This is a genomic window from Thalassospiraceae bacterium LMO-SO8 (genome assembly GCA_031655335.1).
GTDB lineage: Bacteria > Pseudomonadota > Alphaproteobacteria > Rhodospirillales > Casp-alpha2 > UBA1479.
In genome coordinates, this window is record CP134226.1 from 1,683,865 (window position 1) to 1,706,922 (window position 23,058).

Consider the following 23,058-nt stretch of genomic DNA (forward strand, 5'->3'; position numbering starts at 1 on the left):
TCGGCCAACGGTCGGCACGGTAGGCCCGTGCATCGAAAAAGATAATGATTTTAGAGGCTAAGAGGCAGCCGGCGGCCTTGCATTGTGATATGCTTGGCGGAAGATGTTGCCGCTGCGGTGCATGACAAGCGCGCGCAGGGCATTGACGCCTCGAAGATAGCGGTTCACGCCACCGTTCCACATCAGGGCCCGCAGGTTGCTCGCCCACACGCGGGGAGAACTGTAATATTCCATGAACGCCCGCTTGTACCAGTACTGCATACGTTCCTTGCCGATCAGCGGGTTGACGTAGATCGGATCGTCAAAGTCAATCGACAGGAATTCGCTCCAATCTTTGTGCTGCCGAATGCCGCCGTCCTTCTGGCAGGCAGCGTACAAATCGGTCGCCGGATAGGGCACAGGTAGGTAGAAAAGGCTCATCTGCGCGGCGAGTTGTTTCGCGTACTTGATGGTGTTGTGCACCATCTCTTCAGTTTCGCCGGGCAGACACAGGATGTACGAATTGGTCATCGTGATCTTGGCTTTGTGGGTCCATCCGACAGCTTCCGCCTGCCGTTCGGCGGTGATCCCCTTCTTGATGACCTGAAGCGACGATTCATTGGCGGATTCGATACCGTAAAGAATATTCCGGCAGCCCGCCTCGTGCATCAGGGCAAGTAGGTCCGGATCGACGCGATCGGTCCGCGTCGTGCATGACCAAAGGAGGTCGTTGAGGCCCTCTTTGATCATCATCTCGAAAACCTGGGTGATGTACTTGCGGTTGATGGTGAAGGTCGAGTCCTGGAAATAGACGCCGCGCGCGCCTTTTTCGTATTTCAGGATCTTCAGTTCCTCGATCACCCTTTCAGGTGACAGCAGCCGCAACTTCTTGCCCAGCGCCACATGTGCCTCGCAAAAACTGCAAGGATAGGGACAGCCGCGTTGCATGACCACCGGATAATTGGGCAAGCGGATGTACTGCGTCGGATGGGGGACGTACTGTGCCAGATCAAGGTCTCCGAACATTCCGACGGGCAGGTCGTCCAAATCGGGCAAAAGCGTGCGGTCGGGGTTTTTGACGACGGTCTTGGCGTCGGCGCGCCAAGTCAGGCCTTCGATATGCTCGAACGTTGTCATGCCTCGGCACAGGGCATCGATCAGTTCGACGATGGTCCCTTCACCCTCCCGCCGAATGCAGAAATCGCATTCAGGGGATTCCTCCATCGACAAGACGGAGTTTGCGGTGGCGTGAACGCCTCCATACGCGATTACGGCGTCAGGCAGGACCCCGCGGACAAGTCGAGCCGTGTTGAACACGTGGGTCGCCGTTGGTGTGAACAGCGGCATTCCGACAAAATTATACTGCTTGTCGCTCAGCTGCCCGCGCAAGTCGGACTCCGTCATGTCGCCGAACTGGGTGTCGATAAAGTCGACGTCGTGGCCCATGTGGCGCAGCCAACGGTAAATGGAAATCGTCCCCAGTGGGGGCAGATACCCCTGTTCTACCTTGACGCTGCCCCACGCCGCTTCCGGGGGGTAGAAAGGTTCTAACAGGAGGATCTTTGGTGACTGTTTCGGAAACCTCTTGTAACGCGCTACGCGAGACTCATGAAAGGACTGGCCGGAGGGCGCGCCGGTAATTTCTTCGAATGTCGGTATCTTTATAGGGCACGTCGTCGTTTCACTGGAAGGGACGTACATGAAATTTCGTCCTGACGCTGATCTGGTGACAAATAGAGGTGCACTTGTTCCAGGCTAACGGCCGACCCAACATACATTAGCACCTGAAACTTGGGCATAATCATTTTGGCCTGCCTCAACATATGGTTTCTACCTTGATTGTTCAAGGTTGCCGGCGCGTGACCAAAGGTGAAAAATCCCATTGCATTTAGGTCGGCGCGACGCCAGCTATACTCTTGCCACAGGGAGGCGGAGCGGGTCGAGGGCGCCGGACGGTCATATCCAAAGAGGTGAAATCCTTGGCCTTCATTGTGCTCTGTGTTATCAACCCGCCGAGGATCTTGACGTAAACGCGTGCCGACGTCGATGGCCATCCGTTGTCCCCCGATAGTCGAAGAGTGACATGACGTCGACGGCTCTCTTGTGGCGGATACCGGGCTTCCGTTGGGGTGCTCGTTACGGCTCTGGATGCGCGGGGAAACATGTACAAAAGCGCAGCGCTTCTTTCTAACGTCCATTTGACCCGTCGTAATCCGGTCAGCTTGGTGCATTTTGTAACCAATCGCTGCAATGCCCGGTGTTCGTTCTGCTTTATTGACTTCGACGATCCCGAAACGTTCCGGGGAGAATTGACGATTGAAGAGATCGATCAGTTTACGCGAACCCTGGGCCCCAGCCTGCAGAATGTGAACTTGACGGGCGGCGAGCCGTTCGCGCGGAAAGAATTGCTCGAAATCGCCCGGATTTATTTCAGGAACACCGATATTCGTTCGATTTTCATTACGTCGAACGGCAGCCTGCCGGACCGGATGGTGCCTTTCGCGCGGGCATTGTCGGAAGAATTTCCTGATCGGAAAGTCATTTTTTCGTTGTCGATCGATTCCTTTCCTGAGGAACATGACCGGATACGGAAGATCGACGGCTTATTCGATAAGTGCATGGAATCGTATCACGGTTTGGTCGCCCTTGGCGGTGCCGCAATGGTGAATATCGCCATTACGGTTTCCCATGAAAACCATGAGATCGTGATGCCGCTATACGAGTATTTGGTCGAGAAGCGGGCAGTCAAGGCGCTCACGGCAACGATTGTTAGGGACGAAGGCGTGTACCGAATCCCCAGGGATCGGAAAGAATCGATCGCGGATGCGTATGCGAACCTGACAACACGTATTCAGGCGGACCTCCGAAGCGGGTGCCTGGAAGGGTATGATGTCGACACCCTACAAGGGCGGTTGATGAATAAAAAGAATGTAATCGTCAACAAGTTGATCTCGGATACTTATGTTGAGCCTAGATATGTAAGTCCGTGCCACGCGGGTACGTTGTTCGGCGTAATCGAAGCGAACGGGCGAGTGCGGCCTTGCGAAGTGTTGAACGACGACCTCGGAAATCTTCGCGACCACAATTACGATTTTCAGAAGATATGGCAGAGCAGCGACGCAAAGGCGCTGGCGGCTTGGATTAAGAAAAGCAAGTGCAATTGCACATACGAATGCGCCTGGAGTTTTAATGTACTCGGTAACGCCCGCTACCAACCTGCCCTGATCGCGGCGGCCCTGGGTAAGTATTGGTGACCGGGGCGGAGTCTGTGGCAGGTCAGGAGCATCTTAAGGCGACGATCATTGTCCCTTGCGTCGAAGTCGATTCGTTGACGCGGCGATGCGTGCAGACGTGCTCCACCCTTTTTCCGGGAGTGGAAATCATCGTTCTGTCCGATGTCCCCGACACCCAACGTAACGTCGTCGATCTGCCGGGCGTCAAGGTCGAGGTCACAGGCAAGGTGACGATTGCAGCAAAGCGGAACGCGGCTGCCCGGTTGTCGGCCCTCCCGTTCTTAGCGTTGATCGACAGTGACGCTTATCCAGAGAAGGACTGGGCATCAAACGCCGTCGTGCATCTCGAGAGGGATGCGGGCATCTGGGCTGTCGGCGGCCCCAACCTTTCGCCGATGGACAGGCCCCCTGGCGAGCGCTTTGTGGGCGCTGCCCTTAAAAGCCCGCTAGTCAGCGGCAAGTGGACCTATCGAAAAAGGGTAGAGCCCGCGCGCCGCGTGGATGATCTGCCGTCCTGCAATCTCATCGTCCGCCGAGACCGTTATCTGGAACTGGGCGGCATGGACGAGGCGTTGATAACCGGGGAAGACATGGAATTCTGCGCCCGGCTACGGAGTGCGGGGGGAGAAATCCTCTACACGCCGGACGTCCTTGTGTTCCATAAGGCCCGTAATCTGATCAACTTTATCGCCCAACGTCTGACTTATGGAACCAGTGTGCCCAGCCTTGTCCGGCGCCGGCAAAATCTTGATTTCATCTTTTTGTGCTTGCCCGCCGCATTCGTATTGTTCATGGCGACCGGATTTCTTGGCGTATTCTGGCCGGTATACGGGCAGTTCTGGCTCGCCATTATGACGATTTACGCCATTGTCATTCTCGTCGAGGCGATCCGAAATGCCGGAAAGGCCCAGGACATACCGGGAGTGGCCATTGCCCTTTTTCTGGGAAATGTCGTGCCTGGGATCGGCACGCTTTGCCGCTTGATCGGGCTTTTCCGAGACCCGTCCAACATATACCGGAATGACAGATAGCGTAAGGCCGGTGACCGCATTCAAGATTTGGCCATGATCTGGCGCAACAGGTCAGCGAGCAGGCCCAAACCGAAAACAAGTATTCCCGCGATCAGCGCGCCAACCCCCATCATGAAACCGGTTAAAAGCTTGAACGTCACGCCAATGCCGACGCTGACGCCGGCAATTACGAAACAAAAAATGGTCATCAGCGTGAAAATCTTGAGCGGATCGTAATAAAGAATCGCTTGAACGATGTATTGCATCGTGCGTAGGGAATCCCGCCAGAGCCGTACTTTCGTCGTCCCCATCCGCTCATGATAATCAATCGGCAAGTAGTCGACGAATTTGGACGTCATCATGTAGGCCAGCGTCAAAGAAGTCGTGAAGCTGAAGGTGTCACAGAGCTGACCGAAGAACGGCATCGCCGTCTTGCGGGAAAACACCCTTAGCCCGGAATTAATGTCAGGAATACTTCGCCCGGCACACCATTCAACGAGGAAACGAAGCAAGATCCGCATTGGCCACTTGATGGCTGAGCCCCGATAATGTGTCCCGCGCCGCGCGCCGACGACCATGTCGAAGCCCCCGTTGAAATGTTCCAGGAGAGCTGGAATCTCCTCGATCGGGTAGGTGCCGTCCGCGTCGGTAATGACGATGGTGTCATTCGTCGCGTGGGTGATTCCAATTTTAAGCGAGCGACCGTAGCCGACGTTGTGAGGATTTCTGATGACGCGGGCGCCCGCCGAATGTGCAAGGTCTCCGGTTCGGTCGGAGGAACCATCATCGACAACGATTATTTCGATCGGCGCTACGTTCTTGTTCTGCAATGTATCGCGAACACGTCTGACCGTGTCGGCAATAGCGCCTTCCTCATTGAAGGCCGGGATTATGATTGAGACCAAATCGGGCTCCCTTCTTGCCGTGACGATGATGTAGCTTCGGCGTTAGGCCTAAGGATTCGTCACGATTTTCGTCGGTGCCGCAGGCTGCGACGCCGGAAATAGAGTGTCATTTCGGGTTTGATCGAGCCAAATGCTGAAGTTCGTCATGCCCATCAGTTTCAACCCATTGTCCTCTCGCTTGGAATCATGATCGGACCACAGTTTGTCGACGGCACTTGGTTTAAACCAGTCATCGAGAACTCTGTCGCGGGTGGCCTCCTCTGCGAGTCGGCGCAACGGACCTCGCAGCCAGTGCGAAACGGGCGCCCCAAATCCCCTTTTCTTGCGGCGAAGGACCGCGGCTGGTATGCGGCCACGTTGGCTTTTCTTCAGCAGGTATTTCTTCGTCATGTACTTAAGCTTGAGTTCGGTCGGAAGCGAGGCGGCAAACTCGACGACACGATAATCCAACAGCGGCGTGCGCGCTTCCAGTGAATGTGCCATCGTCGTTCTGTCGAGCTTCAAAAGAATATCATCTGCCAGCCATGTTTTGATGTCGACATACATTGCCCGGTCAAGAAGGTCGCAATCCGCGACAGCGGCGGCATGGTTCAGGAACGATCCCAGTCCATCCTCCAAAGTGTCAGGGAGCCGCTCCCGTCGAAGCAGCCTTCTCTTTCCTTCAGGTTCAAATATCGTCCGCCAAAAATAATGTGCCGTATCGGGCTCCAGCGTCACGCCGCGCAGGAACTTCCGGAGCTTGTAGTCGAAGCTTACCTTATTGAAGGAAACGGGAAGATAGCGATCAATAATGCCGGATGCATACTTGATGGCGAAATCCGGAAACTTACCCACGCATGCACGGATGCGGTCGGCTCCATAGGTTTCGTAGCCGCAAAAAAGTTCGTCGCCACCATCTCCAGACAGGGCAACCGTCACCTGCTCGCGTGCAAACTCAGCAAGGCGGTAGGTGGGAAAGAACGAAGAATCCGCAAATGGTGAATCTGCAAAATACACCATACGTGGAAGCATTTCCGCCAGGTCCAAGTCCGCTGTCTGCTCGTGATGAGGGATGTTCAGATGCGCCGCCATGGCGCGCGCATCTTCTGACTCGTCATAGGATTTTTCTTTGAAACCGATACTGAATGCATGAGGGCAATCGTCTAAGCATCTGAGCCGTATCGACGCTGCGATTGCGGCCGAGTCGATTCCGCCGCTGAGAAAAACCCCGACCGGAACATCGCTGACCAACCGGCAGGCCACCGCGTCATCGATGAGTGCCTGCAACTCTTCTGCCGCGTGGTTTTCCGATTTAAAGACCCGCTTATTCCGAAACGCCTGCGCAAGGTTCCAATAAGACACTGGAACAGGCTCGGCTGATCCGTCAGTGAGAATAAAGGTGCCGGGATCCAGGGAATTGACCCCGGAAAAAATAGGGGTCCCGCCCAAGACATAGTTTAAAGACAAATACTGTCCGACGGCGGCTGGATTCAGGTTCAGGGGTATCGAGGGATGGGCGCGAAGAGATTTGATTTCTGAGGCAAACACGATATCGCCGGACGTTGTTCTCGACCAGAACAAGGGCTTTTTCCCGAGGCGATCACGTGCGAGGAAAAGCGTCCTCTCCTGCGAATCCCAGATTGCGAGCGCAAACATCCCATTGAAGCGATTTACGCAGTCGGGGCCCCACACTTTGTAGGCTTCAACAACTACTTCTGTGTCGCTCCGTGTTTTGAAACGGATGCCTTTTGCCTCTAGTTCCCCGCGTAAGGTCTTAAAGTTATAAGTCTCTCCATTGTACACAATCCAATGCCGCCCGGTTGAGTCGGCCATCGGTTGATTGGCTTGAGCGCCGGTGTCAATTACCGCCAGGCGCCGGTGGCCGAGCGCGGCGCCGCCTGATCGGACGACGTTCCCGGCGTCTGGACCACGATGCTTCAAGCGGTCGGTCATCGAGGACACGATCGCGGGGTCGGGAGGACGGCCCCAAGATATCCAGCCGCAAATTCCACACATGGCGCTTTCATACCCTTTGGTTAATTGTGTATAGACTTGTGCCGGTATCTAGCGCTTTTCGCAAGCGCGGGACTACCTTGTCGGCATCGGCCTAATTGATTGGCAAATCAATGGATAACTTGACGCAAACAGCTGCGGAACTGGCGTCTGCCTACAGGCGCCTGGATCAATCCTGGGGAGCCAAGGCCTTGGCCGCTTCGTTGTGTCTGATCGCTCTTGCCCGCATTTTCCACGCACAATCCTTGATGACGTTGAGAAGATGCGGTGATGAGTACGGGTATATCTTCTATCGCTTCGACGACTTGAGATCCGCCCTGTCCGGGATTCGCGCGCCTGGGTTCCCCCTTGTGGTCGAACTCTATGAGGCCGTCTTTCCGCACTTTGGATACTGGCCGACATTTCAAGTCACGCTATGGTCCTTGTCCGTCATTTGGCTGTATTTCAGCCTGACAAATTATGGCCTCCGACCGCTGTACGGCTTTGTCCTCTGCGCGCCAATGTTTTTGTCGGGGCCTGCGATCATGGCTGCGCCTTACTTATGTTCCGATGGGACGGCGGCAACGTTGGCTGTCGCGACGACGGCTGCATTGTTCACGGCTCGACGCCGCGGCGACCCGTTCTCCATTACCGTCATGGGCTTGTTGGCCTTGATGGTCGTGCTCACTAGGCCGTCATTTCTGCCGATCTTGCCTTGTCTCGCAGTCGCTTGGATGGTGATGCGGCCGGCCTCCCTGGACAAAAGGGGAATCGCGGCCGTTTGTATTGCCCTTACGCTGCCCCTCGGCCTGTTCATTGGGGCCAGGTATATGCTGACAGGTCATATCGGATTGTCGGGCATGGGCCAGCTCTTGTTATCCGGTCATGCGACGGCATATCTCAAGAACGACCATCTGCCCGGCTTTGATCCGGAGGTCCGGGCGATTGCGAAGACGATTCTGGACAGACGGGCGCGTCTTCAAGAGCCGTGCAATCTGGCCGCCGACGAGAATATAAAATCGCGTCCGGCAGACGATTGGATGGAGAGCGTCCGCCTGGAGCATTTCTGTTATGGCCCGTGGTACCACACTGCAACCCTGGCGGCGTATGAGTTCGGCACAGGGCTGCTGCCCCGTGCAGACACGGGCGGAATTTACGAGCCGTGGCCGTCTTCCGGATCAAGCGTGCGTCACCCGCCGCCGCCGACTGCAATGATTGGTGATCCAGCGCCGTGGTCTTGGGGTGGAGATAGATGGCTCCATGACAAAATTTTTTCTCCCGAGACCGGCCGGTCAGCGGTGTTCTTTGACCGAATCCTCGGCCGGTACAACAACGCGGTTTTGGCGCATGAACGAGGGCTGTATGTCCGGTGGCTCGCCGGCGAATCAGTGATTGCGGCCGAGGAGACCATGTCCTATCTGCTCAACAACCGCTCATTTCGCTGGGGGGCCGGACTGCTAACGCTGTTGCTGGTGACCGGCGTCGTGGTTTTAGTGGCTTCGCCAAGCCGCATGCCAATATATCGCAGAGCGCTTTTTGGTCCCCTGAACGATGGGGAGCGGGTCATCGTGATTCTCGGCATCGGACTGCCTGCGGCGGTCGTTGGTTTAACGCTCGCGATTGTATACATATATGATCGTTACTTAGACGCGCCCGCTGTCTTTCTTCCCGGTGTTGTATGGCTGATCAATCTTCGTCTGGTCGATGCCCTTGTGTCGGCTGTGCACCCTCAAGCCAGGCCGTCGCGCCACGAGGATTCGGCGATACTTTAAGACGGAGGCGTCCTGAGTTCCGGGCAGGCGTGCTCGACACGCGGATTGTGGAACGTTTCTCCGGTTGTCCGGTGTTGGGGAAATCAGAAATCTCTTGTAGGGTCGTGTGCCGCCCCATATATGCCCATCTCCATTGCTCTGTTCCTGAAAGAATAACGTAGGGGCTGAAGAATTTAAGCCATGTTGAAGCAGCTAGCACGCAAGGTTCTCCCTTACGACACCTATTTGGCCCTATCACGGGCCAAGCATTTCGTGGTGGCGCCGTTCGAGCACGAGCAGCTCATGAAGAAGCGGCGAAACGGCGAACGCTTCCTCTCGACGCGGGTCGATACCGTTACGGCGTGCAACCACCGGTGCCAGTATTGCTATACCCTTGATCTGACAGGGCATCGAACGCAACTGATGTCCCTCGACGACTTCAAGAAGGCGGCGGCAAATTTGTTCCCGTACTCCCATACGGTCGCTCTGTCTTGTGCCTGGGAGCCGACCATGAACAAGAACCTCGCAGAATTCATCCGTGTCGCGGCGAGCTACGACATCCCGTTCCTCCATTTCGTTTCGAACGGCGCTTTCCTGACGGAAGAGATGATGGAAGCGATGGTCGATTGCGGTCTGAACAGAATGGCCGTCTCGATCGATGCCGCGCTCCCGGAGACCTATGAAAAAATTAGGGAAGTCAACGATCTGGCGCGTGTTCTGGAGAACCTTCGCAAGCTGAAGAATTTGAAGGAGGCGCGTGGAGTTTCCAAGCCTCTCGTCAACATCAATTGGACGGCGTTCGAGGAGAACGCCGACGAGGCCGTTATCTTCGCCCGCGAATACGGTGATCTGTTCGACACGTTCTGGTTCTGGCACCTGTTGCCGCGTATGCGGAACACGGTCAATCCGTTCCATCGGATGGACAAGGACCGGTTCTTCGGCGTCGTCCGCCAGCTTCGGGAAATTCTTGGTGATCGGCTGGTTTCGAATGAGTTCAACAATGACCGGTCCAACAAGCCATTAGGGGTGTGCAACCGCTCTCTCGACAACATCCGCGTCGAACCGGATGGAACGGTCGAAGTCACTTGCTCCAAGAATCGGCTGGATGGCAACATCTTAACGGAAGATTTTTTGGAGATTTACGAGCGCAACGAACCTCTGTTCGATGATCTCTATAAGAAAAACACCGACTTCTGCCGCAACGACTGCGGACGCTAGTGTTTCGATTTTGTAACGAATTTCGGCTGTGCGCAGGGCGCGGCGGGCTGTTCGAAAACAATCAGATATGAATCTTCATGTATGCGGACGAGCTCTCTGGCGTGGGTCGACGTGTGGTCCCGCTGCAGGCGGTTATGTTCCAATCCTAGGTGTGCACGCTTACTGACGACGATATAGCGCGCCTTCGCGGCCTGATTGGGATGCGGGTACAAAAGGTACGGCAGATCGCCGAAGTCTTTCATCGCCTGGAAGAACACCGAAGTGCCGCACCGCAGGTCGATCGCGGCGCGTGCCGCGGCAAGGGACGCGGCCGGGACCGAATAGCCGTAGCGTTCGATCAGAACCTTGGACTTTCCCCAGACGTTGATTGGACTGGTAATCGCCAGCGCCGCCAAGTGCACCGCGAACAAGGCTGTCAGCGCCCGGCCCCAGATGCCGGCGGGCAGCCGGCGGCGAATCCAGGCGACGCCGTATGTCGCCGCCAGGGCCCCTGCGAACACCAGGGACATACCGTACCAGTTGACGATCTTCTTGTCGGCGACCAGGAGCACGATCGTTTCCGGCAACACGGTGATCAGCGCGCCGGGGGCGAATATCGCCGGCCATAGACCGAGCAGGTAGGCAGCCCAATCCCTGTCGATGGCCGAGATATTGAACTTGAGGATTTCCGACGTGCCGACCGCGTGCCCGGCCTTGCTGAAGTGGAAATTGTCGACCCCGGCCAGCATCGGGGCCCCCTTGATGCCGATCCAGAAAACCAGGGCCGCGATCAGCAGGGCGGCGAGTGCGCGCCAGCGCCCGTCGAAGTATCCGTTGCCCAGAGTCCAATGGCCGACCACCGCGCCCAAAACATAAAGTGCTGCGTTCTCGCGCACGTTGAGAAAGAACAACAACAGCACGAGGGCCAGTTTCCACCTTCCCATCACAGCCGCCCAGGCGAGGGGTGCACCGAACACGAGCAGCAGGCTGGTGGCGTGGAACCCTTCGATGGAATCCATTACCGCCAGCATCATGTAGGGGCTGAACAGGCAGATGATCACCGTGAACAGGCGGTCGAATGCGCTTAGCCCGAGATGGCGGCCGATTTTGACAAGGAACAGGCAGGCCCAGACCGGTGCCAGAGCCTGGATCACGAGAAGGGAATGGGGGCCGAACAGACGCACGACGGGCCATAGAACGAGGGTCGTCGGCTGCCAATGGTCGAACGCCAGGGACGGCAGGCCACGGCCTGCCGCGTACCGTGCATTGTACAGCCATTTGTCCCAGAAATTGGTGTTGTAGAGGGCGTTGGCGTAATTGTAGAGGTCGTCCGTCGCCAGGCCGTGGTGGGCCAGACGGAATTTGACGATCAGCATGAACACGGCCCATCCCGCCATGATCAGGATGGTGATGCGGCCGACGTGCCGTTCAATCGCGGCGATCGATGTCTGGTCGTTCTGGGCCGCCACGCAGGTCCTCCTTGGCCTGATCCTTTTGGTGACGAGGCCTAGCCTTTGGCCGCCGCATCAAGCGTCAATACGCAAGGCACTCTCGGATTTTCGAAAACCGCTAGATGGGTGTCTTCGTAAATCAGCTTAAGCTCCCCCTTCGTCGCGTTCACCCATTTCGTCAGCCCGGATGGCATGCTGGGCATGGCGACGATGTATTTCGACTGCGCCGCCTGACGGGGATACTGAAGGTAAGGTAGATCCCCGAACCCGTACATGGCCTGCAACTCGACCGCCACCCGGCAGCGGGTGTCGATGGCGGCCCGTGCCTGGGTGCGGGATTCAAGCGGCACGTGGTGACCGATGCGGGTGACCAGCTTGCGCGTCTGGCCCCAGACTTCCTTGGGGCCGGCCACCGCGATGGCGATCATGTGCAGGGTCAGCAGCACCGTCAGCGCCTTGCCCAAACCTTTCCGGTCAGCGTAGGCGCGAACCTTCGGCACTCCCTGGGCGACGGCCAGCGCACCGGCGAACACCAAGGTCATGCCGTACCAATGCGAGGCTTTCTTCTGGGCCAGGATAAGAATGACGGACTCAGGCACGATGGTCAGCAGCGCGCCCGGCGCCGCCAGCCCCGGCCACAGCCAGAGGAACAGGTTGTGCCAGTCCGTGTCCATATTCTTCAGGGCGAGAACGATCCGGCTTGGTGTCGACAGAACTTCATGGGCGTGGTTGGCATGCTCATGGACGACGCCCATCAGCCAGGGTGCGACGATCAACCCGCCGATAAAGGTTATCGCCGCGATCGTCACCGCCGCGGCGAGGCCGCGGCGGGTGGCGAAATAGGGGTTGGTGAAGAGAAGCCAGCCGGCGGCGGCGCCGACGACATAAAGCGCCGCGTTTTCGCGGATGTTGAGGAAGAAGATCAGCAGTACAAAAGCGAGCGGCCAGCGTCCGGTCGCGGCGGCCCAGGCCATCGGGGCGCCGAAATACAGTAACAGACAGGTGCCGTGGAAGCCGTACATGCTGTCCATCACCGCAGCCATCAGGTTCGGATGGAACAGGCAGACGACGGCCACGAACAGGCGTTCGAAGGCCGACAGGCCGAACCGTTCGGCAATCTTCAGAAGGAACACCGCCGCCCAAAGAGGTGCCAGCGCCTGGACCACCAATAGCCCCTCGGCCCCGGCCAGATGGACAACCGGCCAGAGCACCAGCAAGGTCGGCTGCCAATGGTTGAACAGCAGCGACGGAAGGCCGCGCAGTAGTTCATAGCGGGCGGAAAACAGCCATTTATCCTGAAAATTGGTGTTGTAGAGCGCGTTGACGTAATTGAACAGATCGTCCGTCGCCAGCCCGTAATGCAGCAGGCGGAACTTCATGCCGATCATGTAGGCACCCCAACCGGCGAAGATCACGGCGAGGATTATGGGGAGGCGTCGCTCCAGCGTGGTTTCGAACCGCAACACCTGATTTCCCCCGAAATTGGACCGCGACGTTTTGCCCCCGGCGGGCATCTGGCCCGACAGGGCGGAATAGTCGGCAACGGTAGGACTGTCAAGGGGCGGGGCCGGGATGGCAGGGGCGCAATTTGCCGTTGGTTTGTATCGGCCGATCGGTTAACAGGGGCGATGATCACGCGCGGGTTCCCCTTTGTCCTGATCTTGACCATCCTGTGGGCGGTGATGGTTGCGGTTGCGATTGCGGTGCGGCCGCTTTTGCCCGTGGATGAAACCCGCTATCTCGCCGTCGCCTGGGAGATGTGGCAGCGCGGCGATTTCCTGGTCCCTTATCTGAATGGTGAGCCCTACAGCCACAAGCCGCCGCTGCTGTTCTGGGGCATGCATGCCGGTTGGGCCCTGTTCGGGGTCAATGACTGGTGGCCAAGGCTGGTGGCGCCCTTGTTCGGGCTTGCGGCTCTGTTGGGGACCTGGCGGCTGGGGCGTCTGTTGTGGCCGGATCGGGCCGAGGCCGGCGCCGTGGCCGCGGCATTGGCCCTGGGGGCCCTGTTCTGGACCCTGTTCGCCTCCATGACCATGTTCGACATGCTGCATGCCTGTTTTACGGTCGTGGGCATGATCGGTCTGGTTCGGGCCGCCCGTGGGCGGCCAGTGACGGGATTTTCGGTATTCACGCTGGCGATCGGCCTGGGCGTTCTGGGCAAGGGGCCGGCGATTTTGGTCCACCTGCTGCCCGCGGCCTTGGCCGCGCCGCTGTGGGCGCCGGCGCTCGGCTGGTCCGCCGGCTGGCGGCGATGGTATGCCGGCGTCGGGGCGGCCGTGATGGCCGGCGCCGCGATCGGGCTGGCCTGGGCGCTTCCGGCGGCGGCGGCGGGCGGCGACGCCTACCGCGACGCCATTCTGTGGGGCCAGTCGGCCGGGCGGATGGTCGATTCCTTTGCCCATGGCCGCCCGTTCTGGTGGTTCGCGGCGATCCTGCCGGTGATGGTGCTGCCGTGGCTGATCTGGCCGGCCGCGTGGCGCGCCGTCCGCGCCGAACTGCCGGCCATGCGGGCCGACGGCGGCGCGCGCCTGGCCATGATCTGGTTTGCCGCAGCCTTCCTGGTCTTCTCGGCGATCAGCGGCAAGCAGCCGCATTATCTTTTGCCCGAGTTTCCCGCCCTGGCCTTGCTGGCGGCACGGGCCCTCTGCGGTGCATCGGTCGGGGCGGCCGGGTTCTGGCGTCCGATCGACCGGTGGGGCCCGGCGGTATTGTTTCTATTGCTGACGGGCGTGATCGCCGGGGCTTTCCATTTCGACCTGAAGCCGTCCTGGGCGACCTCCGTCGGCGATGCGCAGCTCTGGCCTCTCGCGGTGGTTGCGATAATGGCGGTTGTGTTCCTTGTCCTGACTCGAGGCGGCGCGGCGGCCCGGACCATGGGTGTCGCGGCGTTATCCGTGGCCATGGTTGTCGGCATCCACCTGACCTTGAAGCCGCTGATGATGGAATCGCACGACTTCCGGCCCTTCGCGAAAGCCCTCAAGGCTTACGAAGACAAGGGCCATGACTTTGTCACCTTTGGTAAATACCACGGCCAGTTCCACTTTCTCGGCCGCTTGACGCGCCCGTTCGGGGTTGTCGATGGTCCGGCGGAACTGGAAGACTGGCTGGCGGCGCACCCCAAGGGGATGATTATCGCGCTTCATGAGGACCTGCCGGATGGTGCGCCCCCCGTCGCGCAAACGCGGTTTCGCTCGCGCCTGATCGGGGTCTGGGCGAGCGACCTTTACCCGCCGCGCCGGGAGCGGTTGAAACAGCGTTGACGGATTTCAGGTTCGGGGCCGCGTGCCGGCGCTGGTCATCGCCATCAGCAGAAAATACCCGATCAGCCACCAGGACGACCAGATCGAGAAATTGAACAAAGACGATCCCCAGAAGACGGCGGTCAGGCCGAGCTGGGCCAACGCTGCCGGGTCCGCCCATAAAAGATAGCGGCGAAAGCTGCGGGCGGCTGACCAGGCGATGGCGAAGAGGACCGGGATGAATCCGATCAGCCCGGTTTCCCCCAGAACTTCAAGAATCCAATTGTGCGGATGGGACGGCAGGGCCTCGGCCTGATAACCGGGCAGAATCTCACCGGCGCCTGCGACGCGGTTGATGACATTGATCCCATATCCGGTCCAGGGTGCCTCGGCGATCTTTCCCGCGGTGAAGTGCCATATCTGCTGACGATGGGTATCGACCAGTTGCGGCGGCATCCAGTCCCAAACGGCGGTCGACGACGGCTCGTCCGGCAGTTCATAGACCAGGAACAGAACGGCGGCCGTCGTGGCCACGGCCCAAACCCCCCAGGCGGCAAGCCACTTTCGGTTCTTGCGCGCGGCCACGGCGAAGCTGACCACCAAAAGCATGGTCAGCAGCCCGCCAAGGGCCGATTTGTTGACCGTGGTGATGACGAGGGAAACCAGGAGAAGTGCCGCGCCAAGGGCGGCCCACCGCCAGCCGCCGGTTTCCCGCGCGGCCACCCAGGCCAGGATCGGTGCCGCGCAGGCGCCCAGCGCGGCATAGGCCTTCGGCGCGTGGAAGGCCCAGGTCGATGGCATATGTCCGACCTCGTCGCGGACCCACTTCAGAGATTCCGGGTAACCAAGTTGTGCCAGGATTACGATCCCGGCACCGATAAGGGAGAACAGAACAAGGGTTCGGGTTGTTTGCCGAAGCGCCCGCGCATCCCCGGCCAGGAACGCCCAAAACAGAACGCACCCGCCGATATAGGCGAGCGTCCGCGCCCAGGCTTCGAAAGACCGGAGGGGGTCGAGCGAGCCCGGAATGCTGACCGCCATGGCGGCGAAGGCGACGACGACGGCGATCCCAAAGCGCGATCTTGCGACGCCACCGGCCCGCGCGAAAATGCCGCGGTCCTGCCAGGCGATGATCAGCACGCCAACCAGCGCCGCCGCCGCCAGCCCTTGCAGCACCGCCCGGCCGGAGACCATGGCCGGGACGGTCAGGCCGATCGCGATCGCGGTCGCGTCGCGCAGCCAGGTCGAATTCGCATGATCGTCGGGCATGGTGTTGAAGGGTCCGCTGAATTCCGAGTGGGGGCGGGGGTGTAAGGCCTGACCGCTGATAGCAGAAGGCCCCGCGCCGGTCCACTTGCCAGGACGCGCGGCTAGGTTCCCTCGCGCAGGAACGACCAGCGCACGGCCGTCTCCCGGCCTCGGTGTTCGCCGCGCAGCACGATCTGGCCGCAGCGCCGGGGCCGGGTGGGATCGCCCAGGTAGACGCTTTCCTCCAGCGCGGGCTTGGCGCCGGAACAACGGAACCGCCAACCCTTGCCGCCGGGCAGCTTCAGCAGCACGGCGTTGCCGCCCTCCAGCATCGACGCCCCCGTTTCCGGGTGCAGATGAAAGCGCAGGGTGAAGGCGCCGGCGCCGCCGACCAGGGTGTCCTTGCCCCGGAAATCGTCGCCCGCCCCCGACAGGTACAGGTCGCGGTTATGGACGATGCCGAATGCCCGGCGATAGCCGTCGTGCGCCGACTGGACCAGCGAGCTGCCTTCCCGCTCGTTGCGGCGGAACGCCATGCCGACCTCGGCCGTGCGGGACCCGTCCGTGGGCAGGGCGTCCGTGTCGTTGACGGCAAGCGTCGAATGGGCGGCGGTCGAGCGCAGCACCCGCGCCCATTCCGTGGTTTCGTCGGGATGGGCGCCGCAGTTGACGACCAGGCGATGGCGGCCCGCCGACATTTCGAAACTGAGGGCGCCGGCATGGATCCCGCCGTAACAGCCCGTATCGGCGACCACCGTGGTGGTGCCCGCGTGCAGGCGCTCATACCCCCAATCGGGCAGGCTGGTGGGGGCCGCGCCGCGCATGCCCGCGGCATTCAGGACCGCCGCCACCGCGGGGGCGGCGCCGTTGCCGCCGCCGTTGAAGGCGGCCAGCCCCCCGTCGCCCAGCACCGTCGCCTTGACCGCCGGGGCGACCCGGGCCAGGGCGTCGGTCAGGAAATCCGGTACCGGCCGCCGCCCGGCCTTGAGCGCCCGCGCCGCCGCGACCAGCCGGCCGAGGGCGCGCAGGGCCGTTTCCGGGGCGCGCGCCCGGTGGCCGCCGTCGGCCAGGATGTCGCGGGCGACGGCGGCCCGCAGGCGGTCCAGGCCGGTGTCGAGCAGGGCGTCCAGGCCCGGCAGGCCGACGGCCCCCGCGATCAGGGCGGCCCCGGCCGTGAACGGGCCTTCGTCAAGTCCGGGGTTTTCGTTTCCGGAACGGTTGGGGCGGGCAAGGTGGCGCAACTGGGCCGCCATGGCGGCCGCCATCTCCGCACGCAGGCCGGTGTCGGCCCCTTCCGTTACGAAGTCGATATAATTAAGCCAGGCGAGGACGCGGGCCCCCGTCACGTCGGGCGCCCAGGTCACCGGATCCCAACGGTCGTGATGGCGCAGCCAGTCGCGGATCAGGGCCTGGGCCGCCTCGCGGGCGCCGGGCGCGCTCAGGGCCGCCAGGTCGCGCAGCCAGGAAAACCCGTAAAGCTCGGCCACGGCATGGCGGCTTTTCAGGTCGGCGGCGAAGGGGTAGGGGCCCAAGGTGCGCTTGCGCGCGGCCAGCATCATCTCGCCGTTCAGGATGCCGGCGCCCTGCACCGGGTCGCCGGGCAGGGGATCGGTGGCGATGGCGTGGATTTGGGCTGGCCCGTGGCGGCGCAACATCCTGTTGTAGATGTCGCTGCGGTAAAACACGTCGCGGGCGAACTGGAATACCATCCGCCGATGAATAGCACCGAACGGGGCGCTAGGCGATACGCCGCAGGGCGGCCGCGAAAAACCCGTCCATGCCGCCGATTTCGGCCGCCATGGACGGCAGGGTGCGCAGCCAGCCTTCGGCGGAAATCATCTCGGGTGTGATGCCCGATTCGCCGGCCGCCGCCGGCGCGGTCGCGAAGCCGGGATGCCGCGCCAGGAACGCGCGGATCCGTTCCGGCCCTTCCTCGGGCTGTAGGGAACAGGTCGCGAAAACCAACAGGCCGCCGGGGCGGACCCAATCGGCCGCGCGGGTCAGCAGCCGGTCTTGCAGGTCGGCCAGCTTGGCCGTGTCCTCGGGCCGCTTCAGGTGAGGCAGGTCCGGGTGGCGGCGGATCGTTCCCGTGGCCGAACAAGGGGCGTCCAGCAAAATCGCGTCGAAGGGGGCGGGGGCGGTCCAGGAAAGGGCGTCGGCGGCCACGGTTTCCGCCCCAAGTCCCAGGCGCTCCAGATTGCGGGCGAGGGTTTCCAGGCGTTTTTCCGAACGGTCGAGGGCGGTCACCCGCGCGCCTGCCGCCGCCAGTTGCGCCGTCTTGCCGCCGGGCGCGGCGCAGAGGTCGAGAACGCTCAGGCCCGCGACGTCGCCCAACAGCCGCGCGGGCAGCGCCGCCGCCCGGTCCTGCACCCACCACGCACCCTCGGCGAATCCGGGCAACTCGGGCACGGGGGCCGCTTCGGTCAGGCGCAGGCTGCGGTCCGACAATACCGCGCCGCCCAGCCGTTCGGCCCAGCCCGCGGCATCGTCCTTGACCGTGATGTCGAGGGGGGCCGGGGTCAGGTGGCTTTCCGCGATGGCGCGGCAGGTTTCGGCGCCGTAGGCCGCCTCCCAGGCCCGCCACAGCCAGTCCGGGGTGTTGAGGCGCGCCGCGTCCTGCGCCGCCAGGGCCGCCGCGCCCTCGCGCTGAAGGCGGCGCAGCACCGCGTTGACCAGCTTGGCCAGGCGCCCCTGGCCGCGCGCGCGGGCCAGGTCCACGGCGGTGTCCACGGCGGCATGGTCGGCCGTGCCCGTGAACAGCAGTTGCGCGGCTCCCAGGCGCAGGATGTCCTGGGCCGTGCGGGCATTGGCCGGCAGGGGTTTTTCCAGGCAGGCGGATATCAGGGCGTCGATCTGGCCCAGGCGGCGCAAGGTCGTGGCGACAAGATTATGGGCAAAGCCGCGGCCGCGCGGGTCGAGCGCCGCGAAGGCGCCGCCCGTCATCTGCTGGTCGAGGGCCTGCTTGCGGCGGATCACGCCCTGCAACAGGTCGAGGGCCGCCGCGCGGGCATCCGGGCTGTCATGGTTCATGCCCCGGTCATGCCAGGGTGGCGCGAGGCGGGCAAGGGGTTTCAAGCGTCGGCCTTGGCGGGCGCGCGCGGATTCCGCTAGACTGCGGCCATGACCGACGACAATGACAGCAAGCGCGCGCAGCGCCTGGAACGGGCGCGGGCCTTCCTTGCGGCCGGGCGCACGCAGATCGACCCCCGCCCGCAACCGGCGCCCCAGGCCGCCCCTCAGGCGCCCGTCGCCGAGGGCCCGCCCCAGACGGGCGCGGACGCCGCCAAGGCCGCGCGGCCCGACCCGACCCGCTTCGGCGACTGGGAAAAAAACGGCCGCTGCATCGATTTTTGATCCGCTTCCGAACCGTCCGCGTTCGGGCCCGGTGGCGGGGGCTTGCTCTTGGCGCGCCGGTGGGACATTCTATGCCCTGATCGGGCGAGGACGGAGACGCGGGCGCCGGTGATCGCCGAAAGTCCGCGCCGCAATACAAAGAATTCAGAAATGGGTCTTCTCAAGGCACTGTTCGGGCTGGGCGGGACCAGCGCCAAAAAGAAATCCCGCCGCAAGGGGAAACGGGTCGGCGGCGGCTTCGTGCCGACCGAAATGTCGGGCTCGGCGGCCAGCATCGTGCTGACCGATATCGACGGCGCCGGCGGCGACAAGATCACCGAAAACCTGGCCGACATCTTCGGCGCCATTTCCGACGTCGCCGTCTACCGGCGCACCCAGGCGATCAAACTCAACCCCAAGGCCCCCCTGTTCAACGCCTTGCAGGAAGGGGTCCGCACGGGCGCGGAATGGTTGCGCGAGGAAGAGGCGGATCTGTTGGTCTGGGGCGGCACGGTCGATCTCGGCACGGCGGTCGAACTGCGCTTTCTGCCCGTGGGCGCCGCCGAAGGGGCGGTCAGCACGTTCGGGCCGCTCGACCATCTGACCCTGCCGATCCCCATGCCGCGCGACCTGTACAAGCTGATCCTGGTGTCGGCCATGGGGGCGCTTTTGCCCGTGCACCGGGGGGCGCGCAAGAAACTGGCGGCCGTGCTCGAGGGCGAGATGAAGGATATGGAGAAGGTCTGGGACAGCCCGCCGCATCTGGAGCCGCCGCACCTGGCGTCCTGCCTGACCTGCTACGGCAACGTCTGTCTGTCCCTGTGGCGGGTCGGGGCCAAGAAGTATCTGGCCAAGGGGCTCAAGGCCTATCAGGAAGCGGTCAAGACCATCGACAAGTCGGAAGACCTTTTGCAATGGGCCCTGGCGCAGAACCATTTCGCCGACGGCCTGCAGATGAAATCGACCCAGGACGCGGACCCGGACGCCCTGGCCGCCGCCGCGGCGGCCTACCGCGAGGTCGCCGACGCGCTTGGCCGCGACAACTATCCCAACGAATACGCGCTCGCGCTCATCAACATGGCCATGGTGCTGTACAAGATCGGCAACAAGGAAACCACGCCGGCGCGGCTCAAGGAATCGGCCCAGGCCTTTGAAAGTGCCTTGGCCGCCTTCGACGTGGAATTGAACCCCGGGCGCTGGGCCGAGGCCATGAACGGCTACGGCACGGTCATGCTGGCGCTCGCCGAACGGGCCCAGGGCCCGGAACTGGCGGCCAAGGCGGTCGACGCCTTCAAGCAGGCGCTCGACATCCGCAAGAAGGAACTGGTGCCGTTGTTGTGGGCGCAGACGGCCAACAACCTGGGGGCCGCCTGCTTTGCGCTCGCCAAGCGGCAGCCGTCGCCGCAGCTGGTCGCCGACGCGCAGAAATACTTTTCCGGGGCGTCGGAAATCTACCGCGCCGCCGGCAACCAGAAGCGCGTGATCGTCATCGAAAAGAACCTTCAGCGCGTCAAGCAGATGGCGCGCGGGGCTTAAGGGCCCGGACAGGGCAGGCGCGGCGGGAGGACGAAGCCCCCCGCCTTCATCCCACATCAGTCGTCGGTCGCGACCGCCAGCTTGCCGGTCACGCCGTGCTTGTCGATCAGGTTCTGCACCAGACCGCTTGAAATCGCCTCGGCGATGAAGGCCTGGACCACGGCCTTCAGCGCCGGCTTGCCGTGGCGCGTACCGATGGCCTGCTTGACCGAGGTGTAGCGACCCGGCAGCAGGCGCGTGCCCGGCATGTCCTTGGCGTTGTCGCGCAGCGCCGGGACCAGTCCGGCCAGGGCGTCCAGCTTCTCCCGCTTGAACAGCTCGAAGGCGCCCGGCAGGCCCTGGGCACGGACGAGTTCGGCGTGCTTCAGGGTGCGCGAGAGGTACAGGTCATAGGCGGCCCGTTCCGACACGGCGATCTTCACGCCCGGCGCGTCCACGTCCTCGACCTTCTGAAACGGCGAGGCGTCGGGCACCAGATAGGTCGCCTCGATCTGCACATAGGCGTTGCAGAAATCGATGACCTCGGCCCGCTTGGGCTCGATGGCGATCAGGCCGATGTCCCATTCGCCGCGTTCCGCCGCGTCGGCGACCTCGCCCGGTGTGGCGAAGGTATCGTACTGCACCTGGACGCCCAGCTTTTCGGCGATGCCGGCCGCCATGTCGGGGGCGATGCCTTCCGGGTCGCCGGTGGATTTCTTGCCGGTGACCAGCAGGATGTTGCCCAGGTTGATTCCGACGCGCAGGACCTTGGGGTCCAACAGATCGGCGATGGCGTCTTTCGTCATGTTCCGTCCCTTTAAGTCTTTTGATTTATGGCGATGGGCCCGGCGTCGGCGCCGGGCGGTCCCGGACGATGCGCGATCCGGCCCCGGAAATCAATAAATGCCAAAATCAATGTCGCCGGGTTCGGGCGGATGCAAAAGAAAGGGGCGGAACCCGAAGGTTCCGCCCTGCAAGGTGGAAGGAAACAAATAAGTTGCGGCGCTCAGGCCGATTGCCGCTGATTCCGGGCCAGCCGCGCATCCACCGTGGCGACGATCTCGTCGATGTCCGGGTTGCTCATGCCGAGCGAGCGGCCGATCAGCTGAACCAGTCTGTCGACCCGCTCGATGACCGGCGCGCCGGCGGCCACGGCGCGGGCCACGGACGACGGCTTCAACAGGTTTTCCGCCGCGTTGGCGTATTTCTCGAACGGCACGGCGTCGGCCGGATCGGCGCCCAGATTGCGCGCGATGGCGTCGACGTGCTGGTAGATCATGCGGGATTTGCCCAGGTTTTCGTGCACGGCGTCGCGGATCGGGCGGACGTCGTCCCGCGTCACGCAGCGGTAGTTGCCCGTCAGCAGCATGGACCATTTCGCAAGCGGCACGAAAATCGAGTCGAAGGCCTTGAGCTTGACCGGCACGTCCGAGCGTCCGGCGCGCACGGCGGCGATGTCGGCGTCCAGACGGTCGAGCAGCTTGTTGGCGTCGCGGTCGCCGAAGCGCGCGGCCTTGAAATTGGTCGGCAGGCCGACGTGCAGCACGTTCGCACCTTCTTCCGGCGGGCGGAAGGCCTGGGGGTCGGGGCTGCAAAGCGTCATCAAATCGGGCTCGAAACGGTCCCAGACCCGGGGGTTGGTATAGGCGGTTTCCAGTTTGCCGGCGTCCAGGCTTGGAATGCGCTTGAGGAACGGCAGCGGCGGCATGTTCATGATCGACAGGCACGGGATGCCGGCGTCGGCGATGCGGATCAGGAGCGTGCGCAGGGAATGGGCGGAATACTGCGGTTCCTGCATGGCCAGGCCGACCAGGTCATAGGCCCCGGCGGCGACGTTTTCCGGCGTCTGGGCGTCCAGGCGCCCGGGCAGGTCCTTGGAACGGAAGGTGCGGTGCGCGTCCTCGCCCTTCAGGCGGATGCGCACGTCCGTGCCTTTTTCATTGATCAGCTTGGCCGTTTCCTCGCGGCAGACCAGGGTCACGTTGTGGCCGGCCATCAACAGTTTGGTGCCCAGCAGGGAGCCGTAGGAAGCGCCAAGAATGAGAATGTTATGTGCCATGTGGGGTCTCCTCAGATGTCTTTGCTTTCCACCGTCGCCCCTGCAAGAGGACGATGTCTCGGGCGGGACCCTACGCCTGGTATACCACGGAATCACGTTTTATCGGGTTTATGTGTTATTTGTATTGGCAACATTATTAGTTAAATGTAAATTTGTTAATATCGACC

Annotated in this window: 18 protein-coding genes; 7 read left to right on the plus strand and 11 right to left on the minus strand. The window is 61.9% G+C overall.

The genetic code is table 11. From position 1 onward, the window contains the following. Positions 1-57: 57 nt before the first annotated feature. Both RJ527_08125 and RJ527_08130 read right to left on the minus strand, forming a co-directional pair. Entirely contained in the window at positions 58-1,680 is a 1,623-nt protein-coding gene (locus RJ527_08125; GenBank protein ID WND77700.1) for a radical SAM protein, read from the minus strand. Further along, complete coding sequence (locus RJ527_08130; GenBank protein ID WND77701.1) at positions 1,641-2,033, minus strand: hypothetical protein; 393 nt, start codon at positions 2,031-2,033, stop codon at positions 1,641-1,643. The genes RJ527_08125 and RJ527_08130 overlap by 40 nt, the downstream gene beginning before the upstream one ends. Before the next feature lie 108 nt (positions 2,034-2,141). Between RJ527_08130 and RJ527_08135 the strand changes: the two genes are divergently transcribed. Both RJ527_08135 and RJ527_08140 read left to right on the plus strand, forming a co-directional pair. Beyond that, positions 2,142-3,233 carry a radical SAM protein gene (locus tag RJ527_08135; protein ID WND77702.1) on the plus strand — a complete coding sequence of 364 codons (1,092 nt, stop codon included), beginning with the start codon at positions 2,142-2,144 and terminating at the stop codon, positions 3,231-3,233. Further along, positions 3,230-4,243, plus strand: coding sequence for a glycosyltransferase (locus RJ527_08140; GenBank protein ID WND77703.1), 1,014 nt, complete (start codon positions 3,230-3,232; stop codon positions 4,241-4,243). Before RJ527_08135 ends, RJ527_08140 begins: the two co-directional genes overlap by 4 nt. Before the next feature lie 20 nt (positions 4,244-4,263). Here the strand turns inward: RJ527_08140 and RJ527_08145 are convergent, their stop codons facing one another. Further along, on the minus strand, positions 4,264-5,127 hold the full coding sequence (locus tag RJ527_08145) for a glycosyltransferase family 2 protein (GenBank protein WND77704.1): 864 nt from the start codon (positions 5,125-5,127) through the stop codon (positions 4,264-4,266). A 48-nt stretch (positions 5,128-5,175) separates the two neighbouring features. After that, a complete protein-coding gene (gene asnB, locus RJ527_08150; protein WND77705.1) occupies positions 5,176-7,059 on the minus strand; it encodes an asparagine synthase (glutamine-hydrolyzing) in 1,884 nt (627 codons plus the stop codon). A 251-nt stretch (positions 7,060-7,310) separates the two neighbouring features. Here asnB and RJ527_08155 point away from each other — a divergent pair, with 251 nt between their 5' ends. Together RJ527_08155 and RJ527_08160 are read left to right on the plus strand one after the other, a co-directional pair. After that, the gene (locus tag RJ527_08155) at positions 7,311-8,870 is read left to right on the plus strand and encodes a hypothetical protein (GenBank protein ID WND77706.1); all 1,560 of its coding nucleotides are present in this window, start codon (positions 7,311-7,313) and stop codon (positions 8,868-8,870) included. Between the two features lie 180 nt (positions 8,871-9,050). Further along, positions 9,051-10,067 carry a radical SAM protein gene (locus RJ527_08160; protein ID WND77707.1) on the plus strand — a complete coding sequence of 339 codons (1,017 nt, stop codon included), beginning with the start codon at positions 9,051-9,053 and terminating at the stop codon, positions 10,065-10,067. On the opposite strand, the gene RJ527_08165 is transcribed toward RJ527_08160, so the two are convergent. Together RJ527_08165 and RJ527_08170 are read right to left on the minus strand one after the other, a co-directional pair. Then, complete coding sequence (locus tag RJ527_08165; GenBank protein ID WND77708.1) at positions 10,064-11,515, minus strand: hypothetical protein; 1,452 nt, start codon at positions 11,513-11,515, stop codon at positions 10,064-10,066. The genes RJ527_08160 and RJ527_08165 overlap by 4 nt on opposite strands. Positions 11,516-11,553: 38 nt before the next feature. Continuing rightward, the gene (locus RJ527_08170; protein WND77709.1) at positions 11,554-12,963 is read right to left on the minus strand and encodes a hypothetical protein; all 1,410 of its coding nucleotides are present in this window, start codon (positions 12,961-12,963) and stop codon (positions 11,554-11,556) included. Positions 12,964-13,125: 162 nt separating this feature from the next. Here RJ527_08170 and RJ527_08175 point away from each other — a divergent pair, with 162 nt between their 5' ends. Further along, positions 13,126-14,757, plus strand: a complete 1,632-nt coding sequence (locus RJ527_08175) for a glycosyltransferase family 39 protein (protein WND77710.1) — start codon at positions 13,126-13,128, stop codon at positions 14,755-14,757. 6 nt (positions 14,758-14,763) lie between these two features. Here RJ527_08175 and RJ527_08180 read toward each other — a convergent pair whose 3' ends face one another. From RJ527_08180 to rsmB, 3 genes are all read right to left on the minus strand, one after another. Next, positions 14,764-16,005, minus strand: coding sequence for an O-antigen ligase family protein (locus RJ527_08180; protein WND77711.1), 1,242 nt, complete (start codon positions 16,003-16,005; stop codon positions 14,764-14,766). Positions 16,006-16,106: 101 nt separating this feature from the next. Continuing rightward, positions 16,107-17,693 carry a heparinase II/III family protein gene (locus RJ527_08185; protein WND77712.1) on the minus strand — a complete coding sequence of 529 codons (1,587 nt, stop codon included), beginning with the start codon at positions 17,691-17,693 and terminating at the stop codon, positions 16,107-16,109. A 28-nt stretch (positions 17,694-17,721) separates the two neighbouring features. Next, complete coding sequence (gene rsmB, locus RJ527_08190) at positions 17,722-19,014, minus strand: 16S rRNA (cytosine(967)-C(5))-methyltransferase RsmB (GenBank protein ID WND77713.1); 1,293 nt, start codon at positions 19,012-19,014, stop codon at positions 17,722-17,724. 90 nt (positions 19,015-19,104) lie between these two features. Between rsmB and RJ527_08195 the strand changes: the two genes are divergently transcribed. Further along, entirely contained in the window at positions 19,105-19,338 is a 234-nt protein-coding gene (locus tag RJ527_08195) for a DUF1674 domain-containing protein (GenBank protein ID WND77714.1), read from the plus strand. 150 nt (positions 19,339-19,488) lie between these two features. Continuing rightward, a complete protein-coding gene (locus RJ527_08200; GenBank protein ID WND77715.1) occupies positions 19,489-20,853 on the plus strand; it encodes a tetratricopeptide repeat protein in 1,365 nt (454 codons plus the stop codon). Positions 20,854-20,909: 56 nt separating this feature from the next. Here the strand turns inward: RJ527_08200 and RJ527_08205 are convergent, their stop codons facing one another. Continuing rightward, positions 20,910-21,638, minus strand: a complete 729-nt coding sequence (locus RJ527_08205) for a transporter substrate-binding domain-containing protein (GenBank protein ID WND77716.1) — start codon at positions 21,636-21,638, stop codon at positions 20,910-20,912. Between the two features lie 200 nt (positions 21,639-21,838). Continuing rightward, positions 21,839-22,891 carry a hypothetical protein gene (locus RJ527_08210; protein WND77717.1) on the minus strand — a complete coding sequence of 351 codons (1,053 nt, stop codon included), beginning with the start codon at positions 22,889-22,891 and terminating at the stop codon, positions 21,839-21,841. Positions 22,892-23,058: the final 167 nt, after the last annotated feature.